Origin of the sequence: Haladaptatus cibarius D43 (genome assembly GCF_000710615.1) — an archaeon.
In the GTDB taxonomy this organism is placed as follows: domain Archaea; phylum Halobacteriota; class Halobacteria; order Halobacteriales; family Haladaptataceae; genus Haladaptatus; species Haladaptatus cibarius.
Genome location: NZ_JDTH01000002.1, coordinates 663246 through 681232 on the forward strand (window position 1 = coordinate 663246; position 17987 = coordinate 681232).

The 17987-nt window shown below is 57.0% G+C and carries 15 protein-coding genes and 1 tRNA gene; 10 read left to right on the forward strand and 6 right to left on the reverse strand.

Translation table 11 applies throughout. The features are described 5' to 3' along the window. Positions 1 to 27: 27 nt before the first annotated feature. A complete protein-coding gene (locus HL45_RS08765; protein ID WP_049970736.1) occupies positions 28 to 978 on the reverse strand; it encodes a phytoene/squalene synthase family protein in 951 nt (316 codons plus the stop codon). Positions 979 to 1155: 177 nt separating this feature from the next. On the opposite strand from HL45_RS08765, the gene HL45_RS08770 reads away from it, so the two are divergent. From HL45_RS08770 to HL45_RS08790, 5 genes are all read left to right on the forward strand, one after another. Continuing rightward, positions 1156 to 1869 carry a rhodanese-like domain-containing protein gene (locus HL45_RS08770; RefSeq protein ID WP_049970737.1) on the forward strand — a complete coding sequence of 238 codons (714 nt, stop codon included), beginning with the start codon at positions 1156 to 1158 and terminating at the stop codon, positions 1867 to 1869. Between the two features lie 95 nt (positions 1870 to 1964). Then, the gene (locus tag HL45_RS08775) at positions 1965 to 2180 is read left to right on the forward strand and encodes a hypothetical protein (protein ID WP_049970738.1); all 216 of its coding nucleotides are present in this window, start codon (positions 1965 to 1967) and stop codon (positions 2178 to 2180) included. Positions 2181 to 2509: 329 nt separating this feature from the next. After that, complete coding sequence (locus HL45_RS08780) at positions 2510 to 5548, forward strand: MMPL family transporter (protein ID WP_049970739.1); 3039 nt, start codon at positions 2510 to 2512, stop codon at positions 5546 to 5548. 1 nt (position 5549) lies between these two features. Then, on the forward strand, positions 5550 to 6293 hold the full coding sequence (locus HL45_RS08785; RefSeq protein WP_049970740.1) for a TrmB family transcriptional regulator: 744 nt from the start codon (positions 5550 to 5552) through the stop codon (positions 6291 to 6293). 59 nt (positions 6294 to 6352) lie between these two features. After that, entirely contained in the window at positions 6353 to 7363 is a 1011-nt protein-coding gene (locus tag HL45_RS08790; protein WP_049970741.1) for a DUF7544 domain-containing protein, read from the forward strand. 6 nt (positions 7364 to 7369) lie between these two features. Here the strand turns inward: HL45_RS08790 and HL45_RS08795 are convergent, their stop codons facing one another. The 3 genes from HL45_RS08795 to HL45_RS08805 all read right to left on the reverse strand — a co-directional run bounded on the left by HL45_RS08795 (position 7370) and on the right by HL45_RS08805 (position 10636). Then, positions 7370 to 7822 (reverse strand): DUF7552 domain-containing protein, encoded by a 453-nt coding sequence (locus HL45_RS08795; protein ID WP_049970742.1) that lies wholly within the window; start codon positions 7820 to 7822, stop codon positions 7370 to 7372. A 49-nt stretch (positions 7823 to 7871) separates the two neighbouring features. Continuing rightward, entirely contained in the window at positions 7872 to 10187 is a 2316-nt protein-coding gene (locus HL45_RS08800; RefSeq protein ID WP_049970743.1) for a DEAD/DEAH box helicase, read from the reverse strand. A 107-nt stretch (positions 10188 to 10294) separates the two neighbouring features. Beyond that, complete coding sequence (locus HL45_RS08805) at positions 10295 to 10636, reverse strand: DUF7344 domain-containing protein (RefSeq protein WP_049971970.1); 342 nt, start codon at positions 10634 to 10636, stop codon at positions 10295 to 10297. Between the two features lie 251 nt (positions 10637 to 10887). Here HL45_RS08805 and HL45_RS08810 point away from each other — a divergent pair, with 251 nt between their 5' ends. Both HL45_RS08810 and HL45_RS21600 read left to right on the forward strand, forming a co-directional pair. Next, positions 10888 to 11838: a DUF7504 family protein gene (locus HL45_RS08810; RefSeq protein WP_049970744.1), complete on the forward strand. Its 951-nt coding sequence runs from the start codon at positions 10888 to 10890 to the stop codon at positions 11836 to 11838. Positions 11839 to 13232: 1394 nt separating this feature from the next. Continuing rightward, positions 13233 to 13976, forward strand: coding sequence for a hypothetical protein (locus HL45_RS21600; RefSeq protein ID WP_233274729.1), 744 nt, complete (start codon positions 13233 to 13235; stop codon positions 13974 to 13976). Positions 13977 to 13984: 8 nt separating this feature from the next. On the opposite strand, the gene HL45_RS20805 is transcribed toward HL45_RS21600, so the two are convergent. After that, on the reverse strand, positions 13985 to 14119 hold the full coding sequence (locus HL45_RS20805; protein WP_449404101.1) for a DUF7503 family protein: 135 nt from the start codon (positions 14117 to 14119) through the stop codon (positions 13985 to 13987). A gap of 388 nt (positions 14120 to 14507) precedes the next feature. Here HL45_RS20805 and HL45_RS08820 point away from each other — a divergent pair, with 388 nt between their 5' ends. After that, the gene (locus HL45_RS08820) at positions 14508 to 15629 is read left to right on the forward strand and encodes a pyridoxal phosphate-dependent aminotransferase (protein ID WP_049970746.1); all 1122 of its coding nucleotides are present in this window, start codon (positions 14508 to 14510) and stop codon (positions 15627 to 15629) included. A gap of 74 nt (positions 15630 to 15703) precedes the next feature. Then, entirely contained in the window at positions 15704 to 16000 is a 297-nt protein-coding gene (locus tag HL45_RS08825) for a PRC-barrel domain-containing protein (protein WP_049970747.1), read from the forward strand. Here the strand turns inward: HL45_RS08825 and HL45_RS08830 are convergent. Next, positions 15997 to 17442: a DHH family phosphoesterase gene (locus HL45_RS08830; RefSeq protein WP_049970748.1), complete on the reverse strand. Its 1446-nt coding sequence runs from the start codon at positions 17440 to 17442 to the stop codon at positions 15997 to 15999. The two genes, HL45_RS08825 and HL45_RS08830, sit on opposite strands and share 4 nt — an antisense overlap. Before the next feature lie 360 nt (positions 17443 to 17802). Here HL45_RS08830 and HL45_RS08835 point away from each other — a divergent pair. After that, positions 17803 to 17876, forward strand: a tRNA-Lys gene (locus HL45_RS08835). The last annotated feature ends 111 nt before the right edge of the window (positions 17877 to 17987 follow it).

Here is a 17987-nt window from a genome sequence, read left to right on the forward strand (position 1 = left end):
TAAAACAGAAGAACGGATTTTTGGCGACTACCGCGTCGGAAGCGTGTCCCGTCGGTCGAAATCCGTGTGGCGCTGTTCCGACGACGAAACCGAACTCACGGCGCGGAAGACGGTTTCCGGGTCGCGCGTCTTTCGCCAGTGCCAGCGTGTCCGGGCGATGAGCGAGAGTTTTCGTAAGGTTCCGAGCGACGGTTCCGTCGTGAGTACGTCGTAGCCCTGCGCTTGAATCACGCGATGATAATCGGCGTACAGCACCGCCGACACCAGCACGGCGAACTGGCAATCTTCGGGAAGATACTGAATCCCCGCGACACCATCACGGTACAGGGATTCCGCTCGCCGGAGTTCGTCGCGCATCGCGTCGGCGAACGCCGCGGAAAATTCGAAATTTTCGATTTCCTCGTCGGTGACGCCGTACCGAGAGAGCGTCGTCTGTGGCAGGTAGATTCTGTCGCGGTCTACGATGTCCTCGCGCACGTCCCGGAGGAAGTTGGTCAACTGGAACGCTTCCCCGAGCGCCGTCGCGTGGGGCAGGGCGCGTTCGGCGTCTTCGGGATTCATTATCGTCGTCATCATCCGACCGACGGCGGCGGCGGAGCCGCGCATGTACGCCTCCAGTTCGTCGTAGGTTTCGTACCGCGATTTGGTGATGTCGGAGGCCATGGCGTCGATGAAGAGCGTGACCTCCTCGTCCGAGATGTCGTGGGACTCGCGGAGTTGCTGAAACGCTTCGAGGACTGGGTCGTCGGGTTCTGTCGTTCCGAGCGCCTGCGCTCGGAACGATTCGAGTTGGGCCTCCTGTTCGTCCGGCGGAACGCCCTCGGCGTCGTCAACGACTTCGTCACAAACGCGGAAGAAGCCGTACAACACGTAGGTCGGGTGACGGACTCGTTTCGGCAGGAGTCGCGTGGCGAGATGGAACGTTTTCCCCGTCCGCTGTTGTATCGACTTCCCCGCTTGTACGTGTGTGTCCTTCATTGCATGCCTGCCCCCAAGAATAGTAGTTTCTACGACAGAGGATTGAAAAAAGACGATGCCAAACCAGTTGGGTGCCACCTCCGATTTCGTTTCAATCTACTAGTTTTCTGTCCGACGTTTCGGCTGAAACAACCATGATAAAATTGATACTGCGGTGGTCACTACGGTTCTACAACAATGAATCGACGAAGGTTCCTCGCGGCGAGTGTGGTTTCGGTCGCGGGACTGAGCGGCTGCCTCGGTTTGGGCGGTGAGTCGGGTGGGTCGAATCCGCAGTCCGAGGAAGGATACGACACAGAAGAACAGTACGGTCAAAACGTCCCGCTCGCACCGCTCTCCGACGTGTACGAGTGGTTCCAGCAGGACGACGGTCGGTTCGTAGATGCTCGCAGACAGACGCAGTACGATACGTCCCACATCGAGGGAGCGGTGCTCAGCCCAGCACCAGACGGGCAGTCGAAAAACGACCCGGTTGCGTCGTGGTCGAAGGACGAACGCATCATCTGTTACTGTGGGTGTCCACATCACCTCTCTTCGATGCGCGCGGGGAAACTGATGCAGAACGGCTACGAAAACGTGTACGTCATCGACGAGGGCTACTGGGAGTGGCACGAGAAGGGCTATCCGATTACGGGGCAAAACACCGAAGCGTCCCCACAAAAGTACGTCATCGACGGCATCGCCGACCCGGCATTCGTCGGCGACAACGCGTGGGCACGTCACCTCCCAACCGGACAGAACGAAGCGACTGGCATTCTGGACGACGGCTCGTACTCGCTTCACGTCAAGTTCCACGATGTGACGCCGGACAGCGTCCTCACCATCCAGACGCCCGGATACGAAATCGAGGGAACCATCGGCGAACTCTCCTCGCACGTCGTCAGCGGATAATCGTCTCCCGATGTATATTCCTGATTTTCCTTTCTCACAGTGCTCACTGGTGTTTCTGAAGGTTTATAACCACTCCGCAGAGTGAACACTACCGAATGATACAGTGCGGTCAGCACGATTGCGGGTGGATGGCCATCGCACCGTCCGAGCGGTCTGCGTGGAAACAGTACGAATCACATCTCCTGCGTGAACACGTTGAAACAGTCGAAATAGAGGCAGAGATTCCGGACGGATACGTACAGATTCGAACCAACGACGGCGAGTGGAAGACGATGACCGCGGAGGACGCAAAGAAATTCTATGACGAGTGACCTGTGACTCTCATTGAGTTGTGGGGGAACTTCTTCAGCGAGCGGATTGAATCAGGTTCGAAAGACGCTCCACAACACCGCAGACCGCGTCGGTGCCAACGGTTGTTACCGGTGGTTGCGGTTTGGTACCAATGACGATTAGTGAGCGACTGTGTTCGATTTTCGGGACTGCCGTTTCGCCTTTCTTTTTTAACTGTTTGCGTCCCGAGCAACCGCCCTGTCGTTTGTGTCACATCGAGAAAACGAAACCACCATCTTTTTGATTACGCTGTCAGTAGGATTCTAACAACAGTAATGAACAGCGACAGTCGCAACCGAGGAGGGGGTCTGTGAGCCTTCTCAATCGGATTTTCGAGAACGTAACGTCCCACAGCCGTGTTGTTATTGCGGTGTTGCTCGTTCTGACGGTGGTCGTCGGGGCAGGTGCGCAGATGATTGAACAGTCGTCGTCGCTCGACCAGTTCCAGAGCGACAGCGAGGCGGCAGAGAAACTGGAGTACATCGATACGAACTTCACGACCGGACAGGAGAACACGACCGCAGTGCAGGTAATCATCCGCGAGGATAACGTCCTGTCGAAGGACGCGATGGTGAATTCGCTTCGGTTCCAGCAACAACTCCGCGAGAACCAAACGGTCAACAAGACGCTGGTGGACGACAACCCGACCAGCGGCGTTGCAAACGTCGTCGCCATCGGTGCGATACAGCAGGAGAAAGGCGCAGAACTTCGTTCGGACGGAGAACAACTCCAACAGCGAAGTCAGGAGTTGAATCAAACCGCAGGACGGTTGAGCGACGCGCTGAACCAAACGCGGGCGCTGCAAGCGCAGTACGACCAGTTGAACGCCTCCCGGCAGTCGGGTGACATCGACAACGAAACCTACCGCCAGCAGGCGGGCGAGATAGAAACCCAACTGCAAGGAGTACAGTCGAACGCGACGAACGGCCTCACCGCGAATCAGTCGGCTACGTTCAATCAGTCGGCGCAGCAGGCCCGCGGCTTGCAAGCCCAACTCGGTCAGTTGAACGCCTCGTATCAGCAGGGTCAAATCAACCAATCGACCTACCAAGAGCGAACGAGCGAGATTCAATCGCAGTTCCAGCAGGTGTACCAACTCGGAACGCAGGGCGTTCTGGCGGAGGAGTACGAACAACTCCAGACGCGGAGCGAGAACCTGACTGAAAGACAGGAAACCCTCCAAAACGGCTCGATGCCGTCGCTGTCCGAACAAGTTGACCAGTTAGAGTCGATGAACCAGTCGCAGGTCGATACCATGACCGAAGCGGTGCTTTCCTCGGACTCGGGTTCCGACGGCATGTCGGGACAAGCATTGGCGTTCATGCCGACATCGTACGATTCCGGCACGACCGAAGCCAATGCAACGATGTTGCTGGTGTTCCAGAAACAGGAGGGCCAGTCGATGCAACCGGGACAAGGATCTGACGGAATCGTCGAATCCCAGTCGGCCATCCAGTCCATCGCGGGCGATACGTTCGACCAAGAAGCCATGGTCTTCGGAAGCGGCATCATCAGCGAGGAAATCAATCAGTCGATGACGGACAGTCTGACCATCGTCGGCCCCCTCGCACTGCTGTTCGTCATCCTGACTCTGCTCGTAGCCTACCGTGACCTGCTCGACATCTTGTTAGGGGTCTTCGGCATCGTCCTCGTGCTGGTGTGGACGTTCGGCTTCATGGGATGGCTCGGCATCACGTTCAACCAGATGTTCATCGCGGTTCCCGTCCTCCTCATCGGACTGTCCATCGACTACGCAATTCACGTCTTCATGCGACATCGAGAAGAACGCGAACAGGACACCGGTGCAGGCGTTCGCGGGTCGATGCGCGTCGCGCTCGTCAGCGTCGGCGCGGCCCTGACGTGGGTCACGGCGACGACGGTCATCGGATTCCTTTCGAATCTGGTCAGTCCACTGCCGCCGATTCAGGACTTCGGTATCGTGAGTTCCATCGGTATCGTCGCCGCACTGCTCATCTTCGGCGCGCTGATTCCCGCGCTGAAAGTCGAACTCGACGAGTTCTTCGAATCCCGTGGCTACAACCGCAACAAACGGGCGTTCGGTACCAGCGGCGGCGCGCTGGGTCGCGTCCTCTCCGCCGGAGCGATCGCAGCACGAAAAGCCCCACTCGTCGTCATCGTGCTCACGGTGCTCATCAGCGCTGGCGGTGCCTACGGTGCGACGAAAGTGGATACGAGTTTCGCGCAGGAGGACTTCCTCGCGGAAGACCCGCCGGGATGGACGAAGGAACTACCGGAACCGTTCAAACCCGCCGAATATTCGGCGAAGAAGAATCTCGACTACGTGAACGACAACTTCGTTCGTGAGGATTCACAGGCACAAATCCTGATACAGGGAGATATAGCACGAGACGATTCCCTCGAACAGATTCAGCAGGCCCGCGAGGAAGCCGCGAAAAAGGACACGACGATTGTCCTCGCAAGTGGCGACCCCGAGGTGACGAGTCCGCTCTCGGTGATGGAGCAGGTGGCGGCTGAGAACGAATCGTTCAACGCGACGTTCACCGCCGCGGACACCGACGGAAACGGCGTCCCCGACCAGAACATAGAACAGGTGTACGACGAACTGTACGCCGTCGCTCCCGACCAAGCGGCGGGCGTCATCCACGAAGAGAATGGCGACTATCAGGCAGCACGAATGACAGTTTCGGTCAAGGGCGGTGCGGCGAGCGCCGACGTGACCGAGGACATGCGCGACGTGGCGGATGGCTTCGACAACCTCGAAGCCACCGCGACCGGGCAGGCAATCGTCTTCGAAATCGTCCAGAAACAACTGCTCGACACGGTCATCCAGAGCCTCATCATCACGATGGTGTCCGTCTTCGCCTTCCTGATGCTTATCTACCGCATCACGGAAGGGAGCGCGACCCTCGGCGCGGTTACCCTGCTCCCCGTCGTGTTCAGCGTGACGTGGATTCTGGGCACGATGTATCTGCTCGAAATGCCGTTCAACGTCCTAACGGGGATGATTACGAGCCTCACCGTCGGATTGGGTGTCGCCTACAGCATTCACCTGTCCGAGCGGTACAACGTCGAACTGGAACGACGTGGCTCCGTCTGGGAAGCGATGGACGTCGCACTCACCGGAACCGGCGGCGCACTGCTCGGCAGTGCGGCGACGACGGTCGGCGGCTTCGGCGTCCTCGTCTTCGCCATCCTGCCCGCACTCCAGCAGTTCGGCATCATCACCGGCCTGACCATCATCTACGCGTTCCTCGCGAGCGTGTTGGTGCTCCCGAGCCTGCTCGTCGTCTGGACGCGCTACTTCGGGCCGGGTGCTCGCGGAACCATGCAGACGAAACCGACGGCCGCCCCGTCGAGCGAGGATTAAGATGGACGAAGACGACGCCATCTCGGCGCTCAGCGACCTCGGCCTGTCGAACTACGAGGCCAAGGTGTTCGTCGCCCTGCAAAAGCTGGGTACGGGAACCGCGCGGGACATCCACAGCGTGACGGACGTTCCGCGGTCGCAGGTGTACGGCGCGGCGGAAACGCTCCAAGAGCGCGGACTGGTCGAACTTCAGCAGTCGAAGCCGATTCAGTATCGTCCCGTGAGTTTGGACGCGGCCAAATCGCATCTCCGCGACCGATTCGAACGAACACAAGAACGGGCGTTCGACTACCTCGAAACCGCCCAAAACGAGTTCGTGGACGGCGAGGAAGAACGCGAAGACGTGTGGTCAGTCGATGGACGTGACGCCGTCTCCAGCCGTCTCGAACAACTCGTCGAGGAAGCCGAATCGAGAATCGTCTTCGCGGTTCACGACGCCTCGCTGTTCACTCGCGGTATCGCGGACGCCCTCCGGGAGCGCGCCGACGCGGGAGTCAGCATCCTCGTCGTCACGGACAACCCTGCCGTTCACAACCGGGTCGAAGACCTCCCGGTTATCGACATGCCCGGTGGGCCGGAAGAACACCGCGCAGGACGCGTGGCGGTCGTGGACGACGATACGATGCTCATCAGCGTCTTCGGCGAAAACGAGAACGAAAGCGCGATTTGGAGTTCACAAACCGGTTTCGCGGCGATTTTGAGTCAGTTTATCGATGCCCGACTCGAAGACGCGGCGCGGGACTGACGCCTCCAAGAGCTAATTTTCCACGACAGTTTAAATATCAGGCAGACAAATCGTCGGATATGCCGTGGTACGCCGTCGAAGCACTGGACGACGCTATCGAAACCACCAAAGCCTTCCTCCTTCCGTTCGAACTGCGGACGTGGCTGAAACTCGCCGTCATCGTTCTTTTCCTCGGCGGGACGAGCACGTCACCACCGGGTGCTAACTTCCAGTTCGGCGGTGGGGGTGGAACGGGAGGCGGAACGGGAACCCCACCCCCGAACATTCCGTTTTCGAACGATACGCTCACCGCCGTCGCAATCGCCGTCGTTGCGGTGGTGGTTTCTATCTGGCTGGTGCTCACCTTCATCGGGTCATTCATGGAGTTTGCGTTTGTCGAGTCGCTTCGCTCGCGCGAGGTACACGTCCGGTCGTACATCCGCCGGTATTTCGGACAGGGAGTACGACTGTTCGGCTTTCGGGTCGTCCTCCTCACTCTTCTTTTACTCCCGATTGCCGGTTTCCTACTCATCTTCGTTCCGTCGCTCCTCGACGGGTCGGCGGATGTTGCCCTCGGAAGCCTGTTCGTATTCGTGCCGGTGATGCTTGTTCTCGGACTCGTCGTCGCCCTCATCGACGGTTTGACGACGAACTTCGTCGTTCCCGTCATGCTGTTGCGCGGCGACGGTGTGCTCGCGGGCTGGCGGACGTTCTGGCCGACGCTCCGGAGTCAGTGGAAACAGTACGGCATGTACGTCGTGCTTCGATTCGCACTTAGCATCGCGGCGGGCATCGTCGTCGGAATCGTGGGCGGAATCCTGAGTCTGTTCGTGCTGATTCCGTTTGCCATCCTCGGAATCGGGCTGTACGTTCTGTTAGGAAATCCCGCATTCAACACAGTTGTGTCGCTCACCCCGCTCGGGGCTTTGTTCGGCCTGCTTGCACTCTTTGGGTTCCTCTCCCTGTTGTTCGTCCTTGCTGTCGTCCGCGTCCCCATACAGACCTACCTTCGATATTTCGCGCTGCTCGTTCTGGGTGATACGAACCGGCAACTCGACCTCATTCCGGAACTACGAGAAGAGATTCGGTGAAATGTTTTAGAGTTTTGAATCGAGTTGTCGGCCGACGGCATCGTCGCCGATGGGGCCACAGTCCCGCGCGAGATGGACGAGCGGCGCGTTATTCATCGTCAGCCACTCGCCGTTGCCATCGCTGGCGACGGTTACGGAACGCTGCGTTTGCGGAAGTCCGTTGGCGCGCGTTCCACTCGTTTGTTCACGAACGCCCGCCATCTGGAGGGGGCGGGCGGGTTCTTCGGTGACGACGAACCGGTACTGGGGGATTTCGCGGTCGTGTTTTCGGAGCGCGTCACGATACTCGCGCGCGAGTTCGACGGCGCGAGAAGCGTCGTCGTGGTCTTCGAACTGTTTTCCCGTAATCGGCATCGGGCACTCGCCGGTTTCTGCGCACAGCACCGAAAACCGACCGTGACCGCTCTCGACCGCCAACGACTCGATTTCCCTGCGTGTCTGCCGGAGGATGTCGTCCATGTTTAGGCTAACCTAATTTAGGTTTAGGCCGTCCTAAAAAGGTTGCGACTCATTCCGTGAGCGAAGAGAGCAGATGGACGGCAAGGCGTTTGTCGAGTGGTTCGTTCGCGTTTCCGCAGTGCGGCGACTGCACGCAGGATGGGCATCCCGATTCGCAGTCGCAAGCACGAATCATCTCCTTCGTGTTCCACATGAGCGATTCGACCGTCTCGTAGCCCTCGCGGGTCAGACCGACGCCGCCGGGATAGCCGTCGTAGATGAAGATTGTGCTCTTCCCCGTGTGCGGGTGAATCGGCGTGGAAAGACCGCCGATGTCCCGACGGTCACAGAGCAACTCCAGCGGAAACAGGGAAATCATTCCGTGTTCGGCGGCGTGAATCGCGCCGCCGAAATCGCCGTCCATGGCGCGGATTTCCTGTTCCACGTCGTCCGGTATAGTGAAGTAGAGCGCTTTGGTTCGAAGTGTGAGTTCCGGCAGGGAAAGCGACTCCTTCCCGAGCGTCTCGCCGCGCTTCGCGTCTCGACGCTCGAACCCTGTGATTCGCTTTCGCATCGTCACGTCCGCAAATCGGACGGCGCAGTCCTCGCGGGTCGAAAGCGTCTTTTCGTCCACATCGTCTTCGACCGTGATTTCTTTCTCGTGGAGCGTTTTCGTGTGGTAATCGGCCCACGTCGGCGACAGTTCCGCCACGTCCTTCGATAAGTCGAGGTCAACGACTTCGTAGGACTGGCCTTGGTGGTGGTAAATCGCACCGGGGTGGACGTCGTTCAGGGCATCGCTGAAGGGAAGCGAAGAAATCACATCGTTGCGGGAACGGTCGAGGAGGTCGATTTCGCGCTCGTCGATGCTTCGCAGGCTCATTTCGTGCTGTGGACTGCCGTCGCCGTCGTACACCCAGCGCATCCCGTCGCTCGTCTGTCGGCGTTTTAGTTCGCCTTCCGATTCGAGATTTGCAACGAGATCGGGAAACCCCTCGCCGAAATACGTCTCGTCGTCCGGCGACAGCCACGTTTCGCGCGCGGCAGACGTGACGTGATTCGGAAGCAGTTCCTCGTTTTCCGGATTGGCGACCGCTCGTTCCGGGTCGCCCGCAAAAAATTCGTCCGGGTTCCGCATCAAAAACTGGTCTAACTGGTCTTCGCCCGCGACGAGCGTGACGAGACTAGCGTCGGTTCCGCGCCCTGCACGTCCGGCCTGCTGGAACGCCGCCATTCGCGTGCCGGGATAGCTGTCGAGGAGAACGGCGTCGAGGCCACCGATGTCAACGCCGAGTTCCAGCGCGTTCGTGCTCCACGCGCCGCGAACCTCGCCGGAGTGGAGTCCCGATTCGAGTTCCCGTCTGCGGTCGTTTCGCAGTGCCGCCTGATACGCGGAAATTTTGGAGGCGAGGTCGCGCTCGCCGCGTCTGCGGAGTTCGTCGGTGCTCTCCATCGCGTAGCGTTCCGCGGCCTGTCTGGCACGAGTGAACACCAACGTCTGATAGTCGCGGGTGACGAGGTCGGCGAACAGTCGCTTGGATTCCGCGTGACTCGACTTCCGCCTGCCACTGCCGTGGCTTTCGTTTTCGTACTCCGGCGGGTTCCACAGCACCCAATGGGTCGGCCCGGTTCGACTCGTATCTTCATCGACGAGGTGAAACGACGATTCCGATTGGCCGGTCACGGCGCTCGCGTGTTCGACCGGATTGCCGATGGTCGCGGAACAGCAGACGAACTGTGGCGACGAATCGAATCGGTCGCAGATTCGCGCGAGTCGCCGGAGGACGAGTGCGACGTGGCTTCCGAAGACGCCGCGATATTCGTGAACTTCGTCGATGACGACCGTTTCCAAGCCCTTGAAAAACCAGTCCCAAAGCCGGTGGGCATAGGGAAGCAGGGCGTAGTGGAGCATATCTGGCGTCGTGAGAACGATGGTCGGATGGCGGTCGCGCACCGCTCGCTTTTCTTTTTTGTCGAGTCGGCCGGTGTACTGGTCTACCGAGACGCGACTGCCGAATCCCAAATCGCGGGCGAGTTCGGACAGAGTGTCCTCTTGGTCGTTGATGAGCGCGTTCTGCGGGCCGATGTAGAGGGTCCTGCCGCCGTGATCCATCGCTCGCTCGAACGCCGGAATCGTGTAGGCGAGGCTCTTTCCGCTAGCGGTTTGCGTGGCGATAACGAGGTTGTCTCCGTCTCGGACTGCTTCGACGCCATCCGCTTGGTGGCGATACAGTCGGTCGATGCCGCGGTCTGCGAGGGCCGATTCGAGACGCGATTCGAGGGAGATGTCCCGAAACTCCCCGTCGGTTCCGGCAATCGTCTCGTGGCGAGCGATCTGCCCCTCGTAGTAGACTCGCCCGCGAAGCCAGTCGATAGTGTCCTGCACTGGGCAGGAGTTGGGCGTGGAGGGTCTAACCGGTTTCGTCGGAAAACGGTAAAAGAACACCACATGGTGCGCGAAAACAGCTATATCCTCCGTTCGTCCGCGTCCCGCTACTCCTCGTCTGAGAACGGTAGCGTCGAGAGGGGTTCCACCATCTCGTCCCCGTATTCCCACGTAAGAACGCCAAAGTCTGCCAGTCGTGGAAGATGTTCCTGTTCGAGACGAAGACGTGTTTGCTCTTGTTTCGACGGCGTGACGTTCGTCAGTGGCGTATCGTCACAGCGACTCGTTATTTCCATTGCGACCCGAGAAAGGGGCGTCGATGTTTCCTGTTCCGCAAGGTAGAGAATGAGATGACGCCGTTGTTCGTCCCCAAGTAGCTTATACACGGAATCAGAGGTGGAAATAATAACGTCAGAGTCAACGACTTCCAAAAAACGCAGTAGTTCCATGAGCGCCGGCCCCCCCTCCTTCGGTAATTTGCTCATGCTATATTGTATCGTCACTGTGGAATATGAATCACATGCTTAGACATTTAGTGAGTGAACCCATATATAATCAAATTTGAAAAAAGTAAATCCATTAACTGATAATAAATAACTTTTAATAAAATAAAGATAGAAGATATCTAGCATTGACGTTTGATAACATAGATGGACAGCATATGGACTTTTGACTCTTGAGCTACTAACGGTATAGAGGTATGAGTGTCCCAGACAATAGTGCAACCTCACCGTTCATGTGCGGTGTGGAGGTGCCGATAACGTTTCACTACGATTGGGCGAACGAAGAAGCGCTGAGTGCGTTCATCATTCAACAGATGATAGAGGAAACGGGCGTTGATTCTTCCGACGTACCCGAATCCCTGTATCAGTGCATCGACCCGGATGCACTGGAGGACTTGTTTCAGCCGCTTCAGGATGGGACACCTCGAACGAGTGGAGCGGTCACGTTCAACCTCGCCGGTCACTATGTTACCGCCAACAGCGACGGGACTATCGAAATCGAATCGGAACTCGGTCGGCTGAAACGAACCGGTGGGAACCTGCTACTTACCGGTGACGTTCCAGCAGACGTGTTCGAGCAACTAAGCGCACAGTTCTTAGGCGACGTAACCTACGACAGAACGCATCTTTTCGCCCTCTACGGTCGGGATGCGGATGTCGCTCGCACACTGCTCACACGAGCGAACGCGAACCCCGACCACGCGCACGCACTCTCGTACGAAGCGGCAGTGAGGTCTACCACACAAGCGCAAACGAACGAACACTCGAATCAGCTCCGCGTCACGCCGGTAGTGGGGAGCATTGACGATCTCGAAACAACAATCAGAGAGGAAATATTCGAGCGACAGCGCCAGCAGATGGGATTCGACCCGGGGGAGCTACGGTTTTGCTTTGACTCGCTCCAGTTGCTTTGCAGTGAGGAAGACACGCAGACCGTCAACAGTTTCTTGCGAACGATTGCGGAAACTATAGAGGAAGTTTCCGGGTTGGGGCAGTATATTTTCCCGGGTGCATACGAATCATCTCCCGTCCAAGCCGTCAAATCGCTGTTCGACGTAACTGTCGAACTAAAAATCGGCGAACAAGGGCCGGAGCAACGATGGCATTTACACGATACCGATTACACGACGACATGGTTCCCAATATAATGCTAGAAACTGACATTTATTTCCACTACTAGAGTAACTGCGCAAGCGATACAACGAGCCACATGAAACCGGTATTTCGCCCAAACACAGACCCTCCCGGGATAACGATTATCGACCCCATTCAGCGGCGGCAGTTCCCTATTCGGACATCGGATTCCGTTCATCCAGTCGCAACGGAAACCGATCAGTTTTGCTTCCCTGTTGACAGTGCAGCAGAAATCGTAACGAACAAGCTTGTTTTGCCACATATCGTTATCGCTCACATCCGTACCGTCGATGGAGACGTTGTAACAAAAGCTGAAGATTTTTCATACGAACAGCTTCCGGAGGGGGAGTATCTGATAGAATTGAACGCGCCAATTCGGATATACTTGCGCGTTTCTGGCGAAGTAACGATCGCCTCGTCTTCGGACAGGATGGAATTTGATTTCGGTACGGAAATACGCGTTCGAATCGGGGCGCAGTCGTATCACGAACTGCCCGGAACGACGGTAACAACGACCACCAACCCTCGGGATGTAATGTCTGCTCTTTCTACCCTCGGTTCGGCGCTAAAAACGTCAAGTTGCGAGCGCTCTTTGCCTTCGCTCAGAGGACATCCGCCCGAAATCGAACTCGGGAGCCAGCTTGATATCCCTGATGAAATTTCGGCACCGGAAACGGGAGTTACAATCGAGGTCCCACCGGAACTCTCCATGATTTATCCGATAAGTACCCTCGCTTATTATCTGGGTGCCAACGTCGTTCCGGGTGATGAGCCGAAACTCGTTACGGATATGGGATTCGTTCATCCCCTCGACCACCCACGGAGAGGATTCGACGGTGAAGTCGAACGGATACTCAAACAGGTGTTATTTTTCGACTGTGTGACACGAACCGAAGGATTTTATCAAATTCCACTCCACGAGCGACAGACGATCGAACCACGCGTCGATTTGGCGTTCGATGAACTGTACGAGCGAACGCTCTCGGAGCAGATAGAGGCCTATCTTGACGTTTCGTTCGATGTTATACGAGACCAAGTCCCGAAATGGTTGTTGTCTACGACTGTTACCGAAGACGTAGCAAACATTGAGGTAGTCCCGTATCTCGTAAATAATCTTTCCATTATTTCTACGACAGATACAGAACACCGCCGTAGGCGGGCACCGAGAACGCCGAAACCCGTCAACAGCTTTTTCCGGGGAGTCGGAACACATCCGAATAACAAACGACGGCACGAAGGGCAACCGTACGTTACACCCAATCGAACGAACGCTTTAGAACGAGCGTGGCTCGGCAACGGAATGCCAATTAGTGCGAACAAAATCATAAAAAAGTCATTTGAAAATAAGTTCGAGCGGGCATCCTCGACCGACGGAATTGATATAACAGTTATCTGTAATGAACCGGAGATGAGTCCGGAGTACGATGCCGGAGAGAACCTCTACGGAAAGCGGGACGAACTCGAATTCGACATCGACGTTCATCGAAATCTCTCCGTCAGTGAGTTGGAATCGGTGTTTACCTCACCGACGGATTTCGTTCACTATATTGGTCATATTAAAGATAAGAGTTTCATCTGTCGTGACGGTGGACTTGACGTGAGGTCGGTCGATACCGTCGCAATCGATACGTTCTTACTGAACGGCTGTCGGTCGTATGAACAAGGAATCGAACTCATCAACTCCGGAAGTATCGGCGGAATCGTCACATACAGCGAAATCGCGAACAAAAGTGCCATCAGGCTTGGGCGGACTATTGCTCAACTTTTAAATCGTGGATTTTCCCTTCGCTCTGCCCTCTCCGTCGCTCGGAACCAACAAATAGTCGGAAACCAGTACATCGTCGTCGGAGATGGCAGTACCGAAATCGCTCAGAGCGAAAGCGGAACCCCATTCCTCTGTCATCTCGACACCGATGACGATGGGATGTACGAACTACGAATAACAACGTATCCAACGGTGGAGTCTGGGATGGGTGCGCTCTTTACCCCGTTTATCAATGACATCGGATCGTATTTCTTGAGTGGAGGGGAGTTGGAAAAATTCGTCGTAGATAAAGACACCTTAATCCAATTTCTTCGTCTAGAACAGATCCCTCTCATCATTGATGGCGACCTCAAATGGTCAACAGAAATAGATTTGAATGCGCTATAAACCGGGGGTTACCGAATCGTTCCACCAGCCGCAGCAGCTGCATTGCCCGTCTGGGTAAGCAGGAGGCAGATGGTGAAAAGGACGCCGGTCATTCGTGGGTTCTCTGCGATGTATGCCAGTAGCGTGTCGTTAGTTTCGGTCATCGCATTCGTTACCTGGAAGGGGTTGATCATACATTTTTCTAAATAATCTAGATGGGAAATAAATTAGAATATCGTCTCGTGTCGTCAGAGAAATCACCCCTTATCGAAACAGATTCTATCGAAAGAGTGAATTACCGATTCTAACGGGTTAATCCGGCGGATGATGGCACGGCATATCAGTTCGAGCTGATCTCTTATTGATGTCGTTCCATTGAGTAACCACCGATTACCAACGCCCTCACTGCTGTTCGTCGTCCCATTAAACGCGCCGAACGCACGCCGATGTGTTCTTACCGTCGGTTAGAAATCCACACATCGACAAACGAACTGGCGTGTTCGAATTGCATGCTTCCCGAACGTTATTACGCTCGTTCCCGTAACAGTCCGCGTGTTCCCCGAAATCGACTACCTCGATTGGATTTCCGGGCGACCCGAGTCGGCGAGCCACGACCTCGGGTCGAGCGACCTTCGTAGACCGCTTCCCGACCCGGACGGTGTTGTGCCGCCCGAACTGGCCGACCTTCCGGCACCGCCGGAGGACACCGATTTGGAAGCCATCATCGCCGACGGCTACGACGTAGAACCGGAGAACGTTCTCGTCACGGCGGGAGCGACGCACGCGAACTTCCTCGTGGTGGCCGCCGCAATCAACGATACAGACGAAAATCCGAACTCGGACGGTGACGAAACCGCCCACCACGACCCGCGCGTGCTGGTCGAAAAACCGGGCTACGAACCGCTTGTCGCCACGTCGGAAGGATTGGGCGCGACAGTAGACCGGTTTTACAGACGTGAAGAGGACGACTACGCGCTCGACCCAAGTCGAGTGTCCGGGGCGACGACCGACGACACTCGCTGTATCGTCGTCACGAATCGACACAATCCGAGTGGGAATCGCGCCGAGCGAGAAACCATCGCGGATGCGAGCAGTGCCGCCGTCGAAAACGACGCGTATCTCATCGTAGACGAGGTGTACGCCCCCTTCTGTGAGAACGCCGACCCCTCGGTTTTCGGTGGCCCGACCGGAGCAGGACTTCCGAACACGGTGGTTACGAACTCGCTGACGAAGTTCCACGGATTCGGCTCGGTTCGTATCGGCTGGCTGGTCGCGGATGCCGAGTTCGTCTCTCGCGCTCAGTCGATTATGTATCACGTTCCCGCGGTTTCCGGCCCCGCCGCGGCACTGGCCCGGCGGGCACTCTACAGCGACGCCCAACTCGCAGCGGAGTCCCGGGAGCGAATCCTCGAAAACCAAGAACTGCTGGCGGAGTTCGTCGCAGGACGCGACGACCTCACCGGAACCGCCACCGCCGGGTGTACCTACGGCTTTTTCGAGCACGAGTCGGCCGACGGAGACGAAGTCTCCGAGGCCGCGTGGGAAGAAGGAATCTTGGTCGTTCCGGGCCGATTTTTCGACGACAAAGAGCGGTTCCGCCTGAGTCTCGGCCACGATGGAGGGACGGTCAAAGAGGGGTTGGAAGTCTTCGGCTCCGTGCTGGACGAACTGTAATCGGTTCGTGGTGAATCGATTCGTCGTGAAACGTCTACCAAGAGTTAAGACCCGCCCATACATTCTTCGTGCATATGGACGGAACCCCTGAGGAAATCACGACCCTTGTCGGACGGGAGGTGTACTCCAACAACGGCGTGTTCGTCGGCGAAGTGGACGACGTTCGCCTCAATTTGGACGACACCGCCGTCACCGGTCTTGCACTGGGTGGAATCAACGACGAACTGTTCGGCACTCGAATCGAACCCGGTCGCGGCGTCATCGTACCCTATCGCTGGGTTCGCGCGGTTGGTGACGTAATCCTCGTAAACGATGTCGTCGAACGGATGAAAGGCTCCGACGAGGAAGAAGAAGAAGAAGCGGTCGTTTAGTTCCCGTTCGTCTCGCCATCGACGCCCATCGCGTCGAACAGTTTCTTTTTCACTGCTTCCTCGGTGAGCGCCAGCAGCGTGTCCCGATTGTTCTCGTTGGATTCGATGCCGGTGAAGATGCCGAGCGGAATTTCCGCGCTCGCCTGCGTGGAGTGACCTGCCGCTTCACCAATATCTTCGAAGGCGTCCTGAAGCACGTTGCCGATGTTCAGTCGGATGTCCTTCGACCGGGCCGCGAGGTAGATAGTGTCGTCGGCGATGCCGAACACCGCAGTCGTCGTGATGCCTTCTAAATTGAGCAGGTGTTGGGCGGCTTGGGTTAGCGCGTCTCTGTCGCGGATGAATCCCGCGCTGCTGACGAGGTGGCTCCCCTGTACGTCTCGGCTGTTAATCGCCTCGGCCAGCACGTCGAGCGTTTCGGGCGACATCGACGGCGATTCGACCTGTTCTAACGTGTCGTGGTTTGCGAAGGGATACAGATAGGCCGCCGCCGTGAGGTCGGCGGGCGTCGTGTCACGCTTGAAATCGAGGGTTTCAGCACGAATCCCGTACAGGAGTGCGGTCGCAACCTCTTCGCTGAGGCTGATGTCGAACTCCTGTACGTATTTCGTCATGATGGTCGAAGTCGAACTGACGTTCGGGCGAACGTCCGAGAACTCCGCCTCGTACTCGCCGTCCGGTTCGTAGTGGTCGATGAGAATATCGACCGGGTGATCGAGTTCGGGTTCGGTCGCTCGCATGTGGTCAACGAGCGCGAATGTGTCGTACTCGCTGATGTCCACGTCGTCGCGCTGGAGCAGTTCGATACCGAGCAGGTTGACGAACGCGCGATTCTCCTGATGGCCGATTTCCCCGAGGTAGAGGATGTCGGCTTCGACGTCGAGACTTTCCGCAATCGTCTGTAGTGCGGCGGCGCTGGCGATGGAATCCGGGTCGGGGTTGTCGTGCGTGAGGATTGCGAGTTTGTCCGACGAATCCTCGATAACCGCGGACAACTGGCGCGCTTTGTACTCCAACTCGCCGGATTCGAGCGACCGAAGCGCAGAATTGGCGATAACGGTCGACGGGTTGATGACTACGTCCGCGCCCAATTCGGTGAGTTCGTCCGCGGAAACGGGGTCGCTCGCCCGAACGACGATGAATCGCTCGTCGCCGTTGTCCTGTAGGTTCGAGACGGCTTCCTTGTTCGCGGTCACGTCCGACGAGAGGATCAGGACGACGTCGCGGTCGTTGACGACCTCCGCGACGGAGTCGTCCACGATGTCGCCCGTCTGTGCGTTCAAATCTTGGTCGCGGAGCGCCTCGACGCGGTCGGTATCCCGGTCTACGATGAGGACTTCTTTGCCCTGTTCGACGAGTTCCTCGGCGACGGCGTAGCCGACGCTCCCACACCCGAGAATAGCGTATGTAGACATCGAAGAGATTGTTATCCCGGCGCTCATTGCTATTGGCCCGTTTTCCGGGGCGGTACTTAATCCTCCCGAAGCGGGCGCGAAACCAGCCCGACGCCACGTTTTCCTCACAGTTTGGAAGCTGTATTCATTAACAGGAAAGTTAAAATAGATAGCATAATTTTAGACATGCAACTGGCCACACTCACGAAAAATCGACCACGGTAGCTAATTTCCCCGCGATGTCAGCCATTTGCTTAGACAAAACAGCTCGCACCTGTGAACAATATATTTATCGCACGCTCCACGGCGATTTCGCGCCTTTTTTGGCGCGAAATCGCTCGCAGAAGGTACGATTGCGTTTTGAAAGGAAACGTATTTACGTCACACCACGCATTTTCAGAATGCGTTGGGCCGGTAGCTCAGTTAGGCAGAGCGTCTGACTCTTAATCAGACGGTCGCGTGTTCAAATCGCGCCCGGCCCGTACAACGAATTGATGAGCGGAGCGAATCAGTGAGTGAACCGACAGGCACGATTTGAATCGCAGGGAGGCCGCGCGCAATGAAATGAGCACGTCCGACCGTGTGTTCAAATC